14 protein-coding genes and 1 tRNA gene are annotated in these 19,177 nt (G+C 53.7%); 11 read left to right on the forward strand and 4 right to left on the reverse strand.

Going from position 1 to position 19,177, the window contains the following annotated elements:
* Nucleotides 1-47 precede the first annotated feature (47 nt).
* Complete coding sequence (locus ACZ52Z_RS12315) at nucleotides 48-656, forward strand: methyltransferase family protein (RefSeq protein WP_464267078.1); 609 nt, start codon at nucleotides 48-50, stop codon at nucleotides 654-656.
* 14 nt (nucleotides 657-670) lie between these two features.
* On the opposite strand, the gene ACZ52Z_RS12320 is transcribed toward ACZ52Z_RS12315, so the two are convergent.
* Both ACZ52Z_RS12320 and pta read right to left on the reverse strand, forming a co-directional pair.
* Nucleotides 671-1,879 (reverse strand): acetate kinase, encoded by a 1,209-nt coding sequence (locus ACZ52Z_RS12320; RefSeq protein WP_464267079.1) that lies wholly within the window; start codon nucleotides 1,877-1,879, stop codon nucleotides 671-673.
* A gap of 71 nt (nucleotides 1,880-1,950) precedes the next feature.
* Nucleotides 1,951-4,068, reverse strand: coding sequence for a phosphate acetyltransferase (pta, locus tag ACZ52Z_RS12325; protein ID WP_464267080.1), 2,118 nt, complete (start codon nucleotides 4,066-4,068; stop codon nucleotides 1,951-1,953).
* A gap of 636 nt (nucleotides 4,069-4,704) precedes the next feature.
* On the opposite strand from pta, the gene ACZ52Z_RS12330 reads away from it, so the two are divergent.
* The gene (locus ACZ52Z_RS12330; RefSeq protein WP_464267081.1) at nucleotides 4,705-5,103 is read left to right on the forward strand and encodes a hypothetical protein; all 399 of its coding nucleotides are present in this window, start codon (nucleotides 4,705-4,707) and stop codon (nucleotides 5,101-5,103) included.
* 16 nt (nucleotides 5,104-5,119) lie between these two features.
* Here the strand turns inward: ACZ52Z_RS12330 and ACZ52Z_RS12335 are convergent, their stop codons facing one another.
* A complete protein-coding gene (locus ACZ52Z_RS12335) occupies nucleotides 5,120-6,337 on the reverse strand; it encodes an AI-2E family transporter (protein ID WP_464267082.1) in 1,218 nt (405 codons plus the stop codon).
* A gap of 134 nt (nucleotides 6,338-6,471) precedes the next feature.
* Between ACZ52Z_RS12335 and ACZ52Z_RS12340 the strand changes: the two genes are divergently transcribed.
* The 4 genes from ACZ52Z_RS12340 to ACZ52Z_RS12355 all read left to right on the forward strand — a co-directional run bounded on the left by ACZ52Z_RS12340 (nucleotide 6,472) and on the right by ACZ52Z_RS12355 (nucleotide 10,056).
* The gene (locus ACZ52Z_RS12340; RefSeq protein WP_464267083.1) at nucleotides 6,472-7,560 is read left to right on the forward strand and encodes a branched-chain amino acid aminotransferase; all 1,089 of its coding nucleotides are present in this window, start codon (nucleotides 6,472-6,474) and stop codon (nucleotides 7,558-7,560) included.
* A 244-nt stretch (nucleotides 7,561-7,804) separates the two neighbouring features.
* Nucleotides 7,805-8,095 carry a co-chaperone GroES gene (gene groES / locus ACZ52Z_RS12345; protein ID WP_464267084.1) on the forward strand — a complete coding sequence of 97 codons (291 nt, stop codon included), beginning with the start codon at nucleotides 7,805-7,807 and terminating at the stop codon, nucleotides 8,093-8,095.
* A gap of 33 nt (nucleotides 8,096-8,128) precedes the next feature.
* The gene (groL, locus tag ACZ52Z_RS12350; protein ID WP_464267085.1) at nucleotides 8,129-9,787 is read left to right on the forward strand and encodes a chaperonin GroEL; all 1,659 of its coding nucleotides are present in this window, start codon (nucleotides 8,129-8,131) and stop codon (nucleotides 9,785-9,787) included.
* A gap of 192 nt (nucleotides 9,788-9,979) precedes the next feature.
* Nucleotides 9,980-10,056 (forward strand) — tRNA-Met (locus ACZ52Z_RS12355).
* Nucleotides 10,057-10,120: 64 nt separating this feature from the next.
* Here ACZ52Z_RS12355 and ACZ52Z_RS12360 read toward each other — a convergent pair.
* A complete protein-coding gene (locus tag ACZ52Z_RS12360; RefSeq protein ID WP_464267086.1) occupies nucleotides 10,121-10,462 on the reverse strand; it encodes a hypothetical protein in 342 nt (113 codons plus the stop codon).
* A 632-nt stretch (nucleotides 10,463-11,094) separates the two neighbouring features.
* Here ACZ52Z_RS12360 and ACZ52Z_RS12365 point away from each other — a divergent pair.
* From ACZ52Z_RS12365 to ftsH, 5 genes are all read left to right on the forward strand, one after another.
* The gene (locus ACZ52Z_RS12365; RefSeq protein WP_464267087.1) at nucleotides 11,095-11,760 is read left to right on the forward strand and encodes a 7-cyano-7-deazaguanine/7-aminomethyl-7-deazaguanine transporter; all 666 of its coding nucleotides are present in this window, start codon (nucleotides 11,095-11,097) and stop codon (nucleotides 11,758-11,760) included.
* Between the two features lie 198 nt (nucleotides 11,761-11,958).
* The gene (locus tag ACZ52Z_RS12370; RefSeq protein ID WP_464267088.1) at nucleotides 11,959-14,625 is read left to right on the forward strand and encodes a DEAD/DEAH box helicase; all 2,667 of its coding nucleotides are present in this window, start codon (nucleotides 11,959-11,961) and stop codon (nucleotides 14,623-14,625) included.
* Between the two features lie 44 nt (nucleotides 14,626-14,669).
* The gene (locus ACZ52Z_RS12375; RefSeq protein ID WP_464267089.1) at nucleotides 14,670-16,388 is read left to right on the forward strand and encodes a thiamine pyrophosphate-binding protein; all 1,719 of its coding nucleotides are present in this window, start codon (nucleotides 14,670-14,672) and stop codon (nucleotides 16,386-16,388) included.
* 56 nt (nucleotides 16,389-16,444) lie between these two features.
* Complete coding sequence (gene ilvN, locus ACZ52Z_RS12380) at nucleotides 16,445-16,951, forward strand: acetolactate synthase small subunit (RefSeq protein WP_464267090.1); 507 nt, start codon at nucleotides 16,445-16,447, stop codon at nucleotides 16,949-16,951.
* A gap of 388 nt (nucleotides 16,952-17,339) precedes the next feature.
* Nucleotides 17,340-19,160 carry an ATP-dependent zinc metalloprotease FtsH gene (gene ftsH / locus ACZ52Z_RS12385; RefSeq protein ID WP_464267091.1) on the forward strand — a complete coding sequence of 607 codons (1,821 nt, stop codon included), beginning with the start codon at nucleotides 17,340-17,342 and terminating at the stop codon, nucleotides 19,158-19,160.
* The last annotated feature ends 17 nt before the right edge of the window (nucleotides 19,161-19,177 follow it).

Consider the following 19,177-nt stretch of genomic DNA (forward strand, 5'->3'; position numbering starts at 1 on the left):
CCGGCTGGCTACGCGGTGGTGGCAGGTGTGCCGTCACCGCGTTTTTAGTGGCGCGGCTTCTTCCTCACCCCATGGTCACCATCCTTCTCCTCTGGGTACTCTGGTGCCTGTTGCACAGCCTGCTCATCCATTCGTCGGTCAAGCGCCGGCTCTGTTCATTACACCCTGCCCTGACCGGCGCCTACCGTCTGTGCTACTCGCTGTTTGCCCTGCTCTCCCTCTTGCCGGTGGCTGCTTTGACCCTGGTGGCACCGCAAACCGTGGTCTTTGATTTTTCAGGGCCGTGGAGAATACTCCAGGCGGTCCTCCTCCTGTACGCGGCCCTGATGTTTTACGGCGGCGCCCGGGCCTATGATATGGATTTTTTTCTTGGAATACGGCAGTGGAACGACTACCGGGCGGGCAAGCCCCCAGGTTCGCAGGTGTTTCACGACCGCGGGGTCCTGCAAAGGGTACGCCACCCCTGGTACAGCGGCGGCATAGTGCTTTTGTGGGCAATGGGCCCGCTGACAACGGTGAACCTGCCGGTACGTCTCCTGCTTACCGGCTACTTTCTTGTCGGGACCGTCCTTGAGGAACGCAGGTTAAAGCGTCAACTGGGGCACCCGTACCGCGACTATTGCCGACGGGTGCCTATGCTCTTCCCTTGGAGATGAAGCCAACCGAGCAACTACCCCTGGACCAGCTGCCGGGTTTCCCGGGCTATGGCCAACTCCTCGTTCGTAGGGATCACGTACACAGGAATTGCGCTGGCCTCGCTACTGATACGGGTAGGCACTGCTACTCGCTGGTCATTGGCCACCGGATCCAGCTCTATGCCAAAATTCTCCAACCCCTGCAAACTGAGGGACCGCACATCCGGGTCGTTCTCACCGATACCGGCAGTAAAGACGATGCCGTCCACCCTGCCCAGCACAGCCATATATGCACCGATATACTTTTTGTTGCGATAGGTCTGGACCTCCAGTGCGACCTTGGCCCGAGGGTTGCCCGCCGCAATGGCTGCATGGATGTCGCGCATATCGTTCATACCGCACAGTCCCTTGAGGCCGGACTCTTTGTTGAGCACGGTATCGATCTGGTCAAGGTTCATCCCCTTGTTGCGGTAAAGAAAGGTATGGATGGCCGGATCGACATCACCTGACCGGGTCCCCATGACCAGCCCTTCCAACGGGGTCATGCCGAGAGAGGTATCAATGCTCCGACCGTTTTCCACTGCGGTCATCGAACACCCATTTCCCAGATGGACAGTAATCAGGTTGCACGCCTCCAGGGGTTTGTTGAGTATTCTGGCGGCTTCGCTTGCCACGAATTTATGCGAAGTGCCGTGGAACCCGTACCGCCGGACCCTGTCCTCGCTGTAGTATTCGTAGGGCAAAGCATACATGTAGGCACGCTCGGGCATAGACTGGTGAAAAGCGGTGTCAAATACCGCCACCTGCGGCACCTCCGCAAAAAGATCCATTGCCACCTTGATCCCGTCCAGGTTTGCCGGATTGTGCAGCGGCGCCAACGGGATATTGGCGGTAATGGCCTCCAGGACAGGCTCGGTGATGATGGTGGGCTCATGAAAATCCTCGCCGCCATGCACAACCCGATGGCCAATGGCATCGATCTCTGCGGCATCCTCGATTATGCCGACCTCCTCGTCGGTCAGCATGGCAATGGCGGCCAGCATGCCCTGCTCGTGGTCAGCTACCTGCTGCTCCCGGCTGACTTTGTTTTCGCGCTCCGTGCCCGGGTGAAACTTGGTCACCAGGTTGCCCACAGGCTCACCGATGCGCTCCACCAGCCCGGATGCCAGTACCAGCTCTTCCTCCATATCGAGCACCTGGTACTTGATCGAGGAACTTCCTGAATTAATAACAAGTATTTTCATACCAACTCCAACGGGTAAGTATCTTTGTGTTTACGGCTGGACCGACAACCGGCGTAGATCGGTGCGCGGCCCTATGCCTTTTCAATCTGTTGCGCTTGAATAGCGGTCAGGGCAACGGTATCAACGATATCGTGCACTGTACATCCACGGGAAAGATCGTTCACCGGCTTATTGAGCCCCTGAAGCACAGGCCCCATGGCAATGGCATTTGCCGCCCGCTGCACGGCCTTGTAGGTGTTGTTGCCGGTGTTGAGATCGGGGAAAATAAAAACGGTCGCCCTCCCGGCCACCACCGAATCCGGGGATTTGACCTTTGCCACTTCAAGGTCGAATGCGGCATCATACTGCAGAGGGCCTTCCAGCGGAATATCGAGCCCACGCTCCGCGATCAGCTGTTTGGCAATGGTTGTCGCCTCAATCACCTTCTCCACGTCCTGACCGCTGCCTGACCCGCCGGTGGAATAACTCAGCATTGCCACTCGCGGCTCAATGTTGAAGATTTTGGCAGTCTCAGCTGAGGAGATGGCAATTTCCGCCAACTGCTGGGCATTTGGATTGGGTACAACCGCGCAGTCGCCAAAGGCAAGCACCTTGCTCTGAAAGCACATGATAAAAATGGAGGAGACCACTGACACTCCAGGCTTGGTCTTGACAAATTCAAACGCCGGCCGGATGGTCTGGGCAGTGGTAGTCACCGAGCCGGAGACCATGCCATCCGCACAGCCTTTGTGTACCATCATGGTGCCGAAATAGGTCGGGTCGGACATCCGGTCCCGGGCCACATCAAGCACAATGCCCTTATGTTTTCTCGCTTCGAAATAGGTTGCAACAAAGTCCTCGTAATGGGGAGAGGAGGCGGGGTCGACAATGCTCGCCCCTTCGATATTCACGCCAAGACCTGCCGCCTTGATGCCTATTTCATTTTCGCGTCCCAGCAGGGTCACGTCGGCAATGCCCCGGCGGAGAATAATATCCGTGGCCTGGAGGATTCGTTCTCCATGGCCCTCGGGCAGAACAATGTGCTGACGATCACTGGAGGCCTTCTCAACCAGCGAGTACTCAAACATTCTCGGGGTGATCCGCGTCGAGCGCCTGGAGACGACCCGCTGGCCTAGCTCCTGCACGTCGACATGCTGATTAAACCATCCCATGGCTGTGGCAATCCGCTTGTCATCCCCTGGTTCAATCCGCCCATAGAGTTCGTTTACACTCTGGACCGTATCATAGGTATGGGATTCCACGAAGAGTACCGGAATCGGGATACCGGTCCAGCCCTTGAGCAGGGCTTTCACACTGGGACGCAAATCGATGCCGCCGGTAATCACGATGCCGGCAATATTCGGATAGGCGCTGGAAATCCTGGAGGCCAGACTGGCGATGATAATATCGGAACGATCGCCCGGAGTAATGATCAGGCTGCCGGGTTTGAGGTACTCGAGAAAGTTGCCGATCTGCATTGCTGCAACCAGGTAATTGTCCACCAGCGTCAGCATGCTCGATTCGCCGTAGAGTACCTCCGCGCCCAGCCACCGCCTGACATCATCGACCGTGGGGTTGCCGAGGGCCTTGTGTTCGGGGATAACATAGAGGGGAAGATCGCGGTTAAACTGGGCCATACATTTAATATTGCCGGCCGTTTCTTCTAAAAATCCCTCCGGCGCCCGGTTGATAATGCAACCCGCCAGCTCAACCCCTTTCTCTTCCAGAGTATCTATGGTTATTGCCGTATGGGCGCAGATTTCTTCGGTCTGCTTGTTTCTTCCCGAGGCCACTGCCAACACCGAAGCGCCCAGGTTGAGCGCTATGCTGGCATTCAGCTCAAATTCGAAATTAGCATCCTTGCCTCTGAAGTCTGTGCCCTCGCAGAGAACGAAATCATATTTCTTCTCCAGGTCCTTATATTTTTTAAGAATCTCTTCAATCAGCACTTCTTCCTGGCCGGAGGTTATCAGCTGGCGGGCCTGACTGATGGTAAAGGCATAGCTCTCCTCATAGGGTATTTCCAGCTTGAAGTATTTCAGCACCAGCTCCAGATCATGGTCATGGCGGCCAAAAACAGCGTCGTTAATAATAGGCCGGAAAAAAGCTATCCGTCCAACCTGTTTGAGGATGATCTGCATCACCCCCAGTACAATTGCCGACTTGCCGCTTCGTTCCTCTGCAGCCGTGATATAAAGATTATTCGACATGTTGGTCCTCGATGTGACAAAACACCTTGAATTAAACAAAAAAAACCCGGAGCTATTAAACTACCGGAAACGATTGCGGAATGTTCAGCATACCAGCAAGTTGGCTTTGTCACCGTCGGCCGGATGCGCATAAAAAAGCACCATTCAGGGATCCTTGCCTCAATCAGCAACCAAAGCCCAATTTTATTGGTAGTACCAATGTACACCATTCAACGCTTTTTACAACCTCAAAACAGGAGTATAGGCACACTACCCGCATCAGCCTCTAAATGTAAACAGCATTTCCTTTCCCTGCCCAAAGTTCTTTGCGCTCATCACCGCTGCAAAATCAAAAGGTTAGGGCAAGAGGAGCAAGGCCTTGGGTCTTCCGTCCTCCCTGAACTGTTCCTTGCACACCCCAAAAAGTGCCGGCTTGATCCATTAACCAGAGCGACCGGTGGAGAACAACTGTCCTCACCATCATGCCCATAATCCGGCAGCCAACAATTCCTTACCGGACATTTACTGGGATATGGCAACAGGGAGCTTTATTGTAAAGGAAACGGATGAGAGGTTTAATGCAACGCTGGCCAAAGAGTGAAGAAAAGAAAAAGACTCGGCTTTCAATCAATCCTCGTTTAACGCAGAGAGAAGACAATGCACGATATACGGGTACAGCGAACGGACACTGGTGTGGTAAGGATAACCGCAATCGGAGAAATGGACCATGCAGAGGCACACACCCTCTTTGGCACAGGCCGCAGGGAATTGACCAAGCCATCGTGCCACTCCCTGATCATAGATTTACGAGCAACCCGATTGCTGGAAAATAACTCCCTGTTTAAAATGTACAAATTACTCCACCAACTCAGCCAGCCATCAGGCCAACGACGCAAGGCTGTGCAAACCACCATACTTTACGACGGCGAGTACAAGAGAAGAAATTTTTTAGAGATGGTGCTCAATAGGGAGGGGATTCGGCTGAAATTCGACGGAAATCCTCATTCCAGCCCGACACGACAGGACCTCGCGCTTTCCCTCACGCCCATGCAGTAGTTGGGCCTTCATGGGCTTAAACGCTCTTTCGCTTGTCTGTCATGTGCGGGGAAGAGATGGCGTCCTCCCTGCGGACAAGTCCAACGTACGCGGCCTGCTCCCTCTGCTCCGGGGAGTAGCCGCCACCGGCAACGCTGGTGCTCCCGTTATCGATAACGGTCCGATATTCGTGAAGGTACATATCGGAAAGGGTCAAAAACGCTGTAACGATCAAGGGACCATATATAATCCCCAGTACGCCAAAAAGACTCATCCCACCAATAATAGCTAAAAACACCAACAGGGTATGCATTTTCACCTGGCTCCCGACAAACTTCGGTTTAATCAGGTATTCCACTGAAAACGAAAGCACCATGTAAAACACGACAGTCATCAACGCCTTGATGACCATACCATTGAGCAACAGGATGATGGCGGTGGGCAGGAGAACCAGGCCGATCCCAAAAATCGGTAAAAAGGCCAATACAGCCATAACCGCCCCCCACAGCACCGGCGACTTCAACCCCAGCAGGGTAAAAAAAACACCGCCTACCGTTCCCTGAAAAAGGCCGCTCAGCCCATTGCCGACGAGAATGACACCGGCAATTTCCATGAACTTGGTCATCAGCAACCGGTCCTGGTCATCAGGCAAAGGGGAGAGGATAGTCAGGAAGTCAATAAGCTTGTCCATCTCTATCAACAGGAAGAAAACCACCAAGATCAGGACGCAGAACTGCCAGGCAAAGCTCATAATATTGGCTGCCCACGCCGAGGCCTTGGTATAGATGAACATCCCTACCGTCTTGCTGACATTGGAGACAAGTTCGGCAATATCAGGAGGTTCAAAGTTGACCCCGTAACCGACAAGCAGTGCCTGCAACTGCTGCACCCAGGTATTATTTTGGATGACTTGCGGCAATTTGAGCAGTACATTAGTGTCCTTGCCGAGATGATAGAGGTTCAACGCCTCTGAAGAGATCGCACCCACGCAGAAAGTAAGCGGGACAAAGACAATCAGGGTTATCAGCCCGCAGGTCAGAAGGGAGGCCAACCAGGCCGAAACCCACCGGTTGAGCCAGCTGTAGATGGGCCGAAAAATTCCCGCCAAAAGGAAGGCCAGAATCAGCAACTGCCCAAAAGGCCACAGCACCCAGCCAAGCATGAGAGCGGAGAGGAGAAAGATAAAAATAAAGAACTTTGCCTGCACCGGGGAAAGGGCGCGCGCAATATGCACAGCTCTGGTCTTTTCAGGCACTGCCGTCTCCCTTTTTTTTTCATTTTGCTGATGTACCATAGCCCAAGACCATAAAGCATGGATGCAATTATTGCCAGCCTATCTCATGGGCAGGTTCAAGAATTCCGTACTGATAAAGCATTACCTACGAGGACATGATGATTACCAAGGACATTGAAATCGCGGTACACAAAGTACCCGAAGCTCAATTGAGACCAAAACCAGATCAGGACAACCTGGGGTTCGGGCAGACATTTACCGACCATATGTTTTCCATGCGCTGGAACAAAGAGCAGGGATGGCACGATGCCCGAATAGAACCGTTCCGACAACTCAAGCTTGACCCGGCGGCAATGGTGCTCCACTACGGGCAGGCCATCTTTGAAGGACTCAAGGCCTATCGCTCCAGCGACGACCGTATCCTGCTTTTTCGTCCCCAGGACAACCTCGCCAGAATGAACCGCTCGGCGCTGCGCATGTGCATGCCGCGTTTTCCTGAAGAGCAGGTGCTCAAAGTCCTGCGCGCATTGATTTACCTTGATCGGGAATGGGTCCCTTCCGCTCAGGGGGCAAGCCTCTATATCCGCCCGACCATGATCGCCACGGAACCTATGCTTGGCCTGCGTTCAGCCCAGGAGTACCTGTTTTTTATCATCAACTGTCCGGTTGGCGCCTACTATGCGGAAGGATTCAGTCCGACCAAGATCTATATAGAAGACGAGTACGTCCGTGCTGTGCCTGGCGGGGTCGGCGATGCCAAGACCGCCGGCAACTATGCGGCAAGTCTCAAGGCCCAGATCGGAGCACAGAAAAAGGGATATACCCAGGTGTTGTGGCTAGACGCCCGGGAGCGCAAATACATCGAAGAGGTTGGTACATCCAATATCTTTTTTGTTATAAATGACGTATTGATCACTCCGCCGCTGCAAGGCTCTATCCTGCCCGGCATCACCCGTGATTCGGTGCTCCGGCTTGCAAGCGACTGGGGCATGCCGGTGGAAGAACGCCGAATAACCATCGACGAGGTGGTCCAGGCCTGCCAGGATGGCTCCCTGCAGGAAAGCTTCGGTACCGGCACAGCCGCTGTTATTGCCCCGGTGGGTGAATTTTCCTACCGAGATACCCAGTATGTGATCAACAACGGTACCACCGGCCCGGTTGCTCAAAGGTTGTTTGATGAACTCCAGGGTATCCAGTTCGGCAACCGTGAAGACCACCACGATTGGGTAGTTCCCGTGAGCTGAAAAAAATAAAACCGCACCACCACTTCAAAAAACTTATCAATTAATTTCAAGATGTTGGGCGGAAAATTTTTTCCGCCCCCCTCCCCTTGATTTTTCAACAACCGTCACTATTATATTGCGCAGTTTGAAAACAGGAGCCGCCGATAACGGGCGAACAACAGGGTAATTACCACTCTGGGCTCTTTCGTATATCAAAGCGTACAGTACATCGTACACAGACTAATCAGTATGAGGAGGATTACTTATGAAAATTCGTCCATTGAATGATCGTATTCTGGTCAAGCGACTGGAGGAAGAGGAAAAAACCGCTGGTGGAATCATCATTCCTGATTCAGCAAAGGAAAAGCCGGCTGAAGGCGAAATCGTTGCCGTCGGACCCGGAAAGCTAAACGATGCCGGAGATCGTGTCGCCATGGACGTTGCCGTCGGCGACCGCATTCTTTTCTCCAAATACGGCGGAACCGATGTCAAGCTTGATGGAGAAGATTTCCTCATCATGCGTGAAGACGACATTCTCGGCGTAGTTGAAGCTTAAATCATATATTCGTAACTGAAGGAGATATTCACAATGTCTGCAAAAGAATTACAGTACGGCGCCAAAGCCCGCGAAAAGATGCTGGCCGGCGTTAACACCCTTGCCAATGCTGTTAAGGTTACCCTTGGCCCCAAAGGCCGAAATGTTCTGATCGAGAAATCTTTTGGCGCCCCTGTTATCACCAAAGACGGTGTAACTGTTGCCAAGGAGATCGAACTCTCTGACAAATTTGAGAACATGGGTGCGCAGATGGTGAAGGAAGTTGCTTCCAAGACCTCTGACGTTGCTGGTGACGGAACCACCACCGCCACCGTTCTTGCTCAGGCCATTTACAAAGAAGGCGCCAAACTGGTAGCTGCCGGTTCCAATCCGATGGAAATCAAGCGTGGAATCGATGCCAGTGTTGAAGCGGTTGTTGCAGAGCTCAAGTCCATTGCCAACCCCACCAAGGAGCAGAAGGAAATCGCCCAGGTCGGCACCATCTCCGCCAACAACGACCAGACCATCGGCAACATCATCGCCGAGGCCATGGACAAGGTTGGTAAAGAAGGGGTCATCACCGTTGAAGAAGCGAAATCCATGGAAACCTCCCTGGACGTTGTTGAAGGTATGCAGTTTGATCGCGGCTACCTCTCTCCCTACTTCGTGACCGATCCTGACCGGATGGAAGTGAACATGGAAGATCCGCTGATTCTCATCAACGAGAAAAAGATCTCCAACATGAAAGACCTGCTGCCGGTACTCGAGTCTGTGGCCAAGATGGGCAAGCCGCTGTTTATCATCGCAGAAGATGTGGATGGCGAAGCACTGGCCACCCTGGTGGTCAACAAGCTGCGAGGCACCCTGAACGTTGCCGCAGTCAAGGCTCCTGGTTTTGGCGATCGTCGTAAAGCCATGCTCGAAGATATCGCCATCCTCACCGGTGGTCAGGTGATCACCGAAGATCTCGGCATCAAGCTGGAAAACGTGACCGTCAACGATCTTGGCACTGCCAAGCGCATCGTGGTCGACAAAGACAACACCACCATCATTGACGGTGCCGGCGACAAAGAGCAGCTGGCTGCCCGCGTCAAGCAGATCCGTACCCAGATCGAAGACTCCACCTCTGACTACGACCGTGAAAAGCTGCAGGAGCGTCTTGCCAAGCTGATCGGCGGTGTGGCAGTGATCAATGTCGGCGCTGCAACAGAAGTGGAAATGAAAGAGAAAAAAGCCCGCGTTGAAGATGCCCTCAACGCTACCCGGGCGGCTGTTGAAGAAGGCGTAGTTCCCGGTGGTGGAGTTGCCTATCTCCGCTGCCTCAAGGTGCTGGACAGCCTGGAACTTCCCGGCGAGCAGGCCCTTGGCAAAAATATCATTTTTCGCGCCCTGGAAGAGCCTGTACGCCAGATCGCAGCCAACGCCGGTCGCGAAGAGTCGGTTATCGTCGAGCATGTGAAAAACATGGAAGGCGCTAACGGATTCAACGCAGCCTCTGAAGAATACGAAGACCTGATTGCCGCAGGTGTTATCGATCCTGCCAAAGTTACCCGCTCTGCACTGCAGAACGCAGCATCCGTTTCCGGCCTGCTGCTGACCACCGAGTGCATGATCGCTGAAGAGCCGCAGGAAGATGGCGGCGCCGGCGGCATGGGCGGCGGCATGCCTCCAGGCGGTATGGGCGGCATGGGCGGCATGGGCGGCATGATGTAAGCTGCTTTGCCCCTACCCGGTAGTACCCAGGCGTTTTATCCTTCAGCACTGACTGGAGGATAAAACGCTTTTTTGCAAGAGTAGAGGAAAAATAACCCTACACGGCTTTTCCCTTATGTTTCTTGTTGACAAAAGACAATAAATTTTGAATATTGTCCCGGTTCAAAGCAACCGTTCATATATACTGCTTTTGGCGATGTAGCTCAGCTGGTTAGAGCGCACGGCTCATATCCGTGGTGTCCGGGGTTCAAGTCCCTGCATCGCCACCATTTACATAAAAAGGCTGTAACCTTCGTGGTTACAGCCTTTTCTAATTCCAGGGGCCTGCATTGCTTAATTTTTAGGACGGGAAAGGGTACTGCGGGTGATCACCACCGTGGACGTCCCGGTGCGGTAGGAGACCTTTTCCACCTGAAAAATGTTCCGGTTACTGATAGTCATCACCATCCTGCCCCTGTCCATCAGGTCGATACTTTCCGCTTTCTGCATGATGCCGCTCCCTTCGGCCACCCCGCCATCGGTCATGGTAATCCGGTAAAAATACTGCGGCTGCTGCTCACGGGCCTGGGTATCGACGATCACCCGCTGCTCAGACGGCTGCATGTGCGCATAAATATAGTAAAGCGTGCCGCCGTTGGTGATCAACAACAGGGCGATGAGAACATTCTTAACCATTTGCAGACCTTTTGTTTTCTTTGGTTGCTGAATCCGTGACGGCGTAGAGCCTGAGTCGAGCTAATACGCATGCTCCTCTAGACATTCACTGGTATGCCTGCAAAAGCTCAGACTCACCAGCCGCCTTGCAGGGCTCCCAAAACAGGCCCACCGGTTCCGTTGACAGCGTGTTCATATAGTATGTAGTGTAAATCAAGTATGTTACTGCCTTGCAGCTCCACCGTTCTTAAACGCTCACTGATTGAGGTGGGATCTCGTTTCTTTGGTTGGCCCCGTCTGCCAGCGGCAGGTAGATGCAGGAGGGAGTATACCAAATATCAGCTTGGGGCAGTAGCAAACACCCCACGGACAATCATCCGGCGGACCAACAGAAATCGCACAAAAAGTGGGTTCAGCACCTCAACCTTGAGCAGTATGCATAATTTTTCTCTGCAGTCCGCTGACTAGTGCCAGAAACAGTGAAACACTCTCCTCCACCACGATGTCATTGCCCTGACCCGCAATCATACGCCATTTTCCCTTGCCTTTCTCGAAATATGGGGTATACATCCTTTTCGTCCAACCATTGGATGCTGACAGACAGCGAGCGACTACCTCGGGTTCCCTCACCCCGACAACCAAAAAGGAAGCATATGTTGCACCTCACCTCCGCGCAGATACAACGCGCACTCTTTATCTTGATCACTGTCCACATTGGCATTATTGCTGCCAGCAACTACCTGGTCCAGTTGCCGATTCAGCTTTTCGGCTTTCATACCACCTGGGGCACCTTTACCTTTCCCCTGGTCTACCTGGCCACAGATCTGACCGTCCGCATCTTCGGGCCGACTGAGGCACGGCGAATCATCTTCTGGGTAATGCTGCCGGCGCTGATCCTCTCCTATCTCATTTCCGTGCTCTTTTTTGAAGCAGCCTTCCAGGGAATCGCCCAGCTCGGAAGCCTCAATACCTTTGTTCTACGCATCGCCTTTGCCAGTTTTGCCGCCTATACCCTCGGCCAATTGGCCGATGTCCGTATTTTTTCACGCCTGCGTGAACAAGGCGCTTGGTGGCTGGCACCGAGTGCCTCCACCATTCTCGGCAACCTGCTGGACACCTTTATTTTTTATTCGGTTGCCTTCTGGGCAAGTTCAGACCCGTTCATGGCTGCTCACTGGGTGGAAATTGGCATAGGCGACTACTGCTTTAAGCTGCTGGTCAGCCTGGCGCTGCTGCTGCCCCTGTATGGCGTGGTGCTGAAATACCTCACCGACAACATCCTCACCACCCGCCCTGCCCGGCAATCGTTCATGCGCTAACTCGCCAGAATTGCTTATCAGTTGAGGAGGCGTCATATCGGTTACTGCAACCGGCTTTGCCCCTGAGCAGAGGGTGCTTCCACTTTACCTCTCCCTCGGGGTGTGGTAACTGTATATCGTTTTTCGTGACCGAGCAGGTGTTGCCTTGCTCACCCGTTGCACCGGTCACCTTGATCTTCCCACTGCCAAACGATACAGATGCCACACCTTACCCCCGAGACCATTGCCGCCTTTGCCGACTCTACCAGCATCCTGAAGCGAGGGGAGTTTCTTTACCGCACCGGTACTTTTCGTCTCCTTGAACATGACCCCGCCTGTCATCGTTTTACTTACGAGGTGGATGGCCACTATGGCGACTACCGGACCGAGGCCAGGCTTGGGCAAACCATTTCCTGCACCTGCAGCTGCCCTTACCCGCAGCCGGGGTGCAAACACAGTGTTGCTATCCTGTTTGACATCCTCCAGCGTCAGCAGGCCCCCGCGGACCCTGCCCCAGCTCTGGAAACAAAACCACCGGATGTTTTTCTCAGTCCTGAGGAAATACGTCAGCAGGCACTCGACGACAGGGCAGCGCGGGCAAAAAGGGAACAGATGTTCCTCTTTGAAGGCGATATGCTGAAAGGAGACCACACGGTCCAAACACCCACGGGAACCAGGTACCAGGTCACGCTGCATGAACCGTCCGCACGAAGCGGGCACTGCTCCTGTCCCGATTACCTGACCAACCGGCTCAACACCTGCAAGCACCTCCTTTTTGCTCACCAACAACTCAACACCAGAAAAAATTTTCTCCACCAATGCCGGCAGGAACGCTTTCCCTATGTCGATATCTACTGGGACAGCGAGCTGCTCCAGCCGCGCTTGCATAATCAGCGGCAAGAGACGCTCGATGAGGCTACCGGGAAGCTACTTGACGAGCTGTTTGACGCCCAAGGGCGACTCTACAGCGGAGAGATAACTGCGCTGCTTCCCGCCCTCGACACCCTGGAAACAGACAAGCATATCCGCATCCAGCCGGCGGTCATGAACAAAATTGAGCAGGCCGTCCTTGAACACGAACTTGAGCAGGCGAGCAGTACCCAAATTCCAAACCTTTCCGATCTACTCAAGATACAGCCCTATCCTTATCAGGAGGAGGGTATTCGTTTTACCCTGTTCAGACAGGCCTCTCTTATCGGCGACGAAATGGGGCTTGGCAAGACCCTGCAGGCCATCGCCGCCGCCCTCCTGAAAAAGGAGATTTTCGGTTTTGACCGGGTGCTGATCATCACCCTTGCCTCGCTCAAAGAGCAGTGGCAGCGGGAAATAGAGCGTTTTACGCATCACACGGCCTGCATCATCGAAGGCGGGGCGGCAGCACGCCAGGAGCAGTACCGCCACAATAGCGACCTGTTTAAAATTACCAACTATGAGGCCGTTCTGCGGGATACCGCAGCCATTGAGCGTTTTCGGCCCGACCTGATCATCCTTGACGAGGCCCAGCGAATAAAGAATTTCACCACCAAAACCGCTGCCGCCATCAAGCGGCTCCCTCGTCAGCATGCCCTCGTCCTCACCGGCACCCCGCTGGAAAACAAGCTCGAGGATGTCTACTCCATTGTTCAATTCCTGCAGCCCGACCTGCTGAGCCCTCTGTGGCAATTTGCTGCGGATCATTTTCTCCTGAGTCGCACCAAAAAGGGCAAAATCCTGGGGTATCGCAACCTGGAGCGGCTACATGATAAACTGGAGAACCTGGTTATCCGCAGGACCAAAGAAGCGGTACTCACGGAATTACCTGATCAGATTCGCAACGATTACTTCATTGATCTGCATCCGCAACAGGCTGACATCCATAACGGCTACTTCCAGTCACTGCTGCCGCTGTTGAACAAAAAGTTCCTCACCCCCATGGATCTTCGTCGCATCCAGATGCTGCTGCTCAAGATGCGTCAGGTATGCGACTCAACCCACCTCATCGATCGTGAGACCAACATTTCTCCCAAGCTGGCCGAGCTGGCCTCCATAGTGGATGAACTGGTGATCCAGAATAACCGCAAGGTGGTTATCTTCAGCGAATGGACAACCATGACGGCCCTCATCGGCAGGCAACTGTCGGCGGCGCAGATCCCCTTTGTCGAACTTTCCGGAAAAATCCCGGTAAAGAAGCGGCAGCTGCTCATCGACGAGTTCACCACCAACCCCGACTGCAAGGTCTTCCTCTCCACTGACGCCGGAGGCACCGGCCTGAACCTGCAGGCTGCCGACTCGGTCATCAATTTTGAACTGCCCTGGAATCCTGCCAAGCTCCAGCAGCGCATTGGACGGATCAACAGAATCGGCCAACAGGCCAGGTGCATCAATGTCATCAATCTGATTGCCAAGCAATCCATTGAGGAGCGCATCCTTACCGGCATTCAAATGAAAACCGATGTGTTTGATGCGGTTTTTTCAGGCAGCCGTTCAACCGTTGTTTTTGACCGGGAGAGACATCAGGCACTGCTCAAGCAGCTCCGCACCGCACTTGAAGATGATCAGTCCGAGTTTATCAGACCGCCAGAGGAGGGAGAAGAACTTCTCCCGGACACCCCGCATTACCTCAACCCGCAGGTACTCCAGGAACAACCAACGGACTACGTCGGAGAGGAACCTGTGGACTCCATCCCAGCCACCCCCGCTCAACACGCAGCGCCTGCGGCTCAATCCACCGCCCACTCCCCGGAGAAAATGGAAGAAGTCCTTAATCAGGGCATGGCTTTTCTCGGCGGGCTATTGGAGATGGCCACCGGCAGCACCATCCAGCCCTCTGCATCCTCGGACAAAATGGTGAGTGTTGACCAAACAACCGGCGAGGTAACATTGAAATTCAAGCTACCCGGTTTTTAAACCCGTATGCTTTTTCCCTTCACACCAACACGACCATTTGACCAATGAATAATGCAGAAATCCTGGCTAAAAGCCTGCTTGACCTCGGCGTCGAGCACATTTTCGGTTTTTCCGGCGCAACCATTCTCCCGGTTTTTCACGCCATCGGCTCCACTCCGATCAATATCACGGTCTGCGCCAATGAACAGGCCTGCGCCTTTGCTGCCGAGGGCTACTCCAGGGCCAGTGAAAAGGTCGGTATTGCCGTCGTCACTTCAGGACCGGCGATCACCAATACCCTTACCGCCGTTGCCGATGCTCACGCCGACTCCATCCCCATGCTGGTTTTTGCCGGTCAGGTCGCGCAGACCAAGATGGACACCGATGAATTCCAGCATATCAAGGTAAGCAGTGTTTTTGCCGATGCGGCTAAAAAGGTGATCCTTGTCAATGAAATGCACAAGATAGAGGAAGTGGTCAAAGATGCCTATTTCTTTGCCACCTCGGGTAAGCCTGGCCCGGTGGTCATTGATTTCCCCTACGATATCCAACGAACCGAGGGTGAGTATACAGGCATTGCCACCGAAAAATTTGCCGCCAAATATGATGAGGAGCGCCATCTGGGAGAAAACCAGTGCCGCCGGTTTTTTCAGCTGCTGAAAGGGGCGAAAAAGCCGCTGCTGTACATAGGCGGCGGGCTCAACTCCCAGGCGGCCAGCGACAAGATTCGGGCCTTTAACCATCGCTTTGCTGTTCCCTCCATCAACAGCCTCATGGGCAAGGGCATCCTGGATGAAACGAAGTTCTGGGCTGTCGGCATGCTGGGGATGTTCGGCGTTCCGGCAGCCAACAAGGCCATCCAGGAAACCGATCTCTTTGTCGCTTTCGGCATTCGCTGGGACGATCGCGTCTCCCAGAAGGTGGGTGAAGCAGGCCTGGATGCAGATATCGCCTACTTTGACATCAACCCGCATAAGGTGCAGGAAGTCCGATTCACGCGGGAACCGAAATTCTCGTTTATCGGTGATGCCCAGACCGTGATTGACGATCTGCTCAACTATGCGCTCAAGCATGATATCCGTCTGGACATCGGCCCCTGGCAGGAACGGATCAAACAGCTCAAGTCAGACTACCCCCTCGACTACAACCGTCAGGCTCAAGCTATCCAGCAAGCTGAGGTCATGGAGCACCTGGCCGGCCTGGTCACCCCTGAAACAAAGGTCACCACCGGGGTAGGCAACCACCAGATGCTGGCCGCCCAGTATCTGACCAGCTACACACCGAAATCCTTTCTCACCGCCGGCGGGTTCGGGCCTATGGGCTTTTCCCTGCCAGCGGCTATTGGGGCCTATTATGCGGCCCCCCGGTGCACGGTCATTGCCATAGACGGCGATGGCAGCCTGCTGATGAACCTGGGTGAGTTATTTACCATTGGAAGAGAGCAACTGCCCATCAAAGTCCTCTTGCTCAATAATCATGGCGACGGTATGGTAAGAAATATTCAAGATTTTCTCTACGATGGCGAATATGTAGGGACCATGAAAAAATCCGGTGTTCATTTCGCCAATGTCGCGAGGGAATTGGGATTTCCGTTCCAGCGGCGTATCGAAAAAAGAGAAGAGCTGCAGGCCGGACTCAGGGATTTCATGAGTGCCGCAGGGCCCGCATTTCTCGAGGTGGTGTGCGATGAGGATGAAGTACTCTATCCTCGCATCCATGCCGGCTCCGGTTACCAGGACATGATCATGGGTCCATTTATGGAAGAGGAGAAAGGTTACGCATAGCGCCGACACGCTCGTAGCCGGCCGGTTCATCAACGATAATGCTACACGAGGTCTGTATGGAAGAACAATCCTATATACTCACCATGCTGGTGGCCAACAAACCATCGGTAACCGCCCGCATCACCGGTCTCTTTTCCGGTAGGGGATACAATATCCAAAGTATTTGCGGCGCGCCGACCCATGACCCGGCGGTTTCGCGCATAACGATCAAGACTACAGCGACCCCGAGCAAGCTAGATGAAATAATGAATCAGCTCAACCGGCTGATCGATGTGATCAAGCTGCGCGACATGACCAACGATGAGGCAGTTAAAAGAGAGATGGCGCTCATCAGCGTTGCCGTGACCCCGGAAAACCGGACCGAAGTAGTCCAAACCGTGGAGATCTTCGATGCCAAAGTCGTCAGTGCCGGTATTGACTCCTATGTGATTGAGGTAACCGGAACCGAAAGAAAAATAGATGCCATCGTCACTATTCTGCGTCCGCTGGGTATCAAGAAGCTCACCCGTTCAGGCGTGCTGGCACTCTACAGAGAATTGGACGAAACCCATAAAAGCAGTTAAAATGCAGGGGAAAAATGCTCACTCACTTTTTTCTGGTGGGCTCTGTTCCTTTTTTTGGAAGAGAGGCTTAATATAGATTTTGAAGGCATAATAGAAGATAATGGGAGCTGTGCAGACAAAGAACATGCCGAACGGGCTTTCGATATAGGTATTGAAGCCTTCCATAAAACGCGTAAACTGGTCCATCCCATTCTCCTTACAGTTTTCAAAATCAGACACTCTCTGTTTATGGCAAATACACGGTGGTTTGACATCCGGCTTCCAACACGCACCGTAGAGAGCTACAGTATATACCGTAGCTCTCGGCAGCTTGTCACCCTCTCTTTTCAACCGCGTATGAACCACCCAGTATGCTCATGTTTTTTCCATTTAACCTGGTGGGATACCCATGGATAATAAAAATAAGTTCAACCTGATCTACGCATTCATTGCTGTTTTCGGCATCCTTTTTCTCCATGAAATCTGGGTACAGCAGCAGACCGTCCAGCCGATACCCTATAGTGAGCTGAAGGAGTTGCTCGATCAGGGCAAAATTTCGGAACTCTCCATCCGGGAAAATTATATCACAGGTCACCTGTCTGCGCCGGATGAACATGGAAAGGAATTTGTGATAGCCAACCGTGTTGATCCCCGGCTGGCGGAACAGCTCCTCCAGTACAAGGTTCCCTTCACCCAGGTACATGAGAGTAAATTTCTGGCCACCCTGCTTTCCTGGGTTGTTCCGGCCCTGATCTTTGTCGGAATCTGGCTGTTCATCATGCGCAAATTTGCCGAAAAGCAGGGCATGGGCGGCGGATTCATGAATATCGGGAAATCCAAGGCCAAAATCTATGTTGAGCATGAAACCGGGGTGACCTTTGACGACGTTGCCGGGGTAGAGGAAAGTAAGGCCGAACTTGAAGAAATTATCAACTTTCTCAAGGCACCCAGTGATTACGGCAAACTCGGCGCCCGCATGCCCAAAGGCATTCTCCTGGTTGGCCCTCCAGGAACAGGTAAGACTCTGCTCGCCAAGGCTGTTGCCGGAGAAGCCAGCGTACCGTTCTTCTCCATCAGCGGGTCAGAGTTCGTGGAAATGTTTGTCGGCGTCGGCGCGGCCCGCGTCCGCGATCTTTTTGAGCAGGCCAGAAAATCAGCGCCGGCCATTATCTTTATCGATGAGCTCGATGCCCTGGGCCGTTCCCGTACAGCAGCCGGCTTTGGAGGGAATGATGAGCGGGAGCAGACCCTGAACCAGCTGCTGGTTGAGCTTGACGGTTTTGACCCTACCAGCGGTGTTGTTTTGCTTGCTGCCACCAACAGGCCGGAGGTGCTTGACCAGGCATTGCTGCGGGCCGGACGTTTCGACCGCCAGGTGCTCGTCGACCGCCCGGATAAAACCGGCAGGGTCGCCATCTTGCAGGTACACATGAAAAAGGTACATCTCGACCAGGATGTCGATGCCGAACAGGTGGCGGACCTGACAACCGGGTTCTCCGGTGCTGACCTGGCCAACCTGGTCAACGAGGCCGCCCTGCTCGCCACCAGGCGACATGCAGAGGCCGTCAGTATGAACGATTTTACCCAGGCCATTGAACGAATAATTGCCGGTCTGGAAAAGAAAAACCGGCTGCTCAACCCGAAAGAACGTGAAATTGTCGCCTACCATGAAGTCGGTCATGCGCTGGCGGCCCTGGCCATTCCAGGCATGGACCCGGTCCATAAAATCTCCATCATTCCCCGCGGCATTGGCGCCCTGGGCTACACCCTGCAGCGTCCTACCGAAGATCGCTTCCTCATGACCAAGGAAGAACTCGAACATAAGATATCGGTGCTGCTCGGCGGCCGCGCGGCAGAGAAAATCGTCTTCGATCACCTTTCCACCGGCGCATCCGACGATCTCCAGCGGGTTACCGATATTGCCCGCAGCATGGTGACCAAGTACGGAATGGACGAGAAACTGGGACACGTGGTCTACGATGAAAACAAGCAGACCTATCTTGAACAGCAGGGACAACTTCCTTCCGGAATGAACTGCAGCAACAAGACGGCAGAACAGATCGACGCCTCGGTGCGGACGATCATTGACAGCACCTTTGCCACCACCGTCCGGTTGCTGGAGGAGAATCGCGATATTCTTGAAAAGTGCGCCCAGGAACTGCTCCACAAGGAGACCCTGGTGGAGGAGGACCTGCGGGAGCTGACTCAAGGCCTGAAAATGATCGCTTGATGTTTCCGGCGATCCGC

The organism is Desulfogranum aggregans (genome assembly GCF_055398265.1).

Coding starts and splice junctions, on each gene's coding strand:
- ACZ52Z_RS12320 (WP_464267079.1), bottom strand. CDS start 1,879: ATGAAAATACTTGTTATTAATTCAGGAAGTTCCTCGATCAAGTACCAG.
- ACZ52Z_RS12365 (WP_464267087.1), top strand. CDS start 11,095: ATGTTGCACCTCACCTCCGCGCAGATACAACGCGCACTCTTTATCTTG.
- ACZ52Z_RS12370 (WP_464267088.1), top strand. CDS start 11,959: ATGCCACACCTTACCCCCGAGACCATTGCCGCCTTTGCCGACTCTACC.
- groES (WP_464267084.1), top strand. CDS start 7,805: ATGAAAATTCGTCCATTGAATGATCGTATTCTGGTCAAGCGACTGGAG.
- ACZ52Z_RS12360 (WP_464267086.1), bottom strand. CDS start 10,462: ATGGTTAAGAATGTTCTCATCGCCCTGTTGTTGATCACCAACGGCGGC.
- ACZ52Z_RS12375 (WP_464267089.1), top strand. CDS start 14,670: ATGAATAATGCAGAAATCCTGGCTAAAAGCCTGCTTGACCTCGGCGTC.
- ACZ52Z_RS12340 (WP_464267083.1), top strand. CDS start 6,472: ATGATGATTACCAAGGACATTGAAATCGCGGTACACAAAGTACCCGAA.
- ftsH (WP_464267091.1), top strand. CDS start 17,340: ATGGATAATAAAAATAAGTTCAACCTGATCTACGCATTCATTGCTGTT.
- ACZ52Z_RS12330 (WP_464267081.1), top strand. CDS start 4,705: ATGCACGATATACGGGTACAGCGAACGGACACTGGTGTGGTAAGGATA.
- ilvN (WP_464267090.1), top strand. CDS start 16,445: ATGGAAGAACAATCCTATATACTCACCATGCTGGTGGCCAACAAACCA.
- groL (WP_464267085.1), top strand. CDS start 8,129: ATGTCTGCAAAAGAATTACAGTACGGCGCCAAAGCCCGCGAAAAGATG.
- pta (WP_464267080.1), bottom strand. CDS start 4,068: ATGTCGAATAATCTTTATATCACGGCTGCAGAGGAACGAAGCGGCAAG.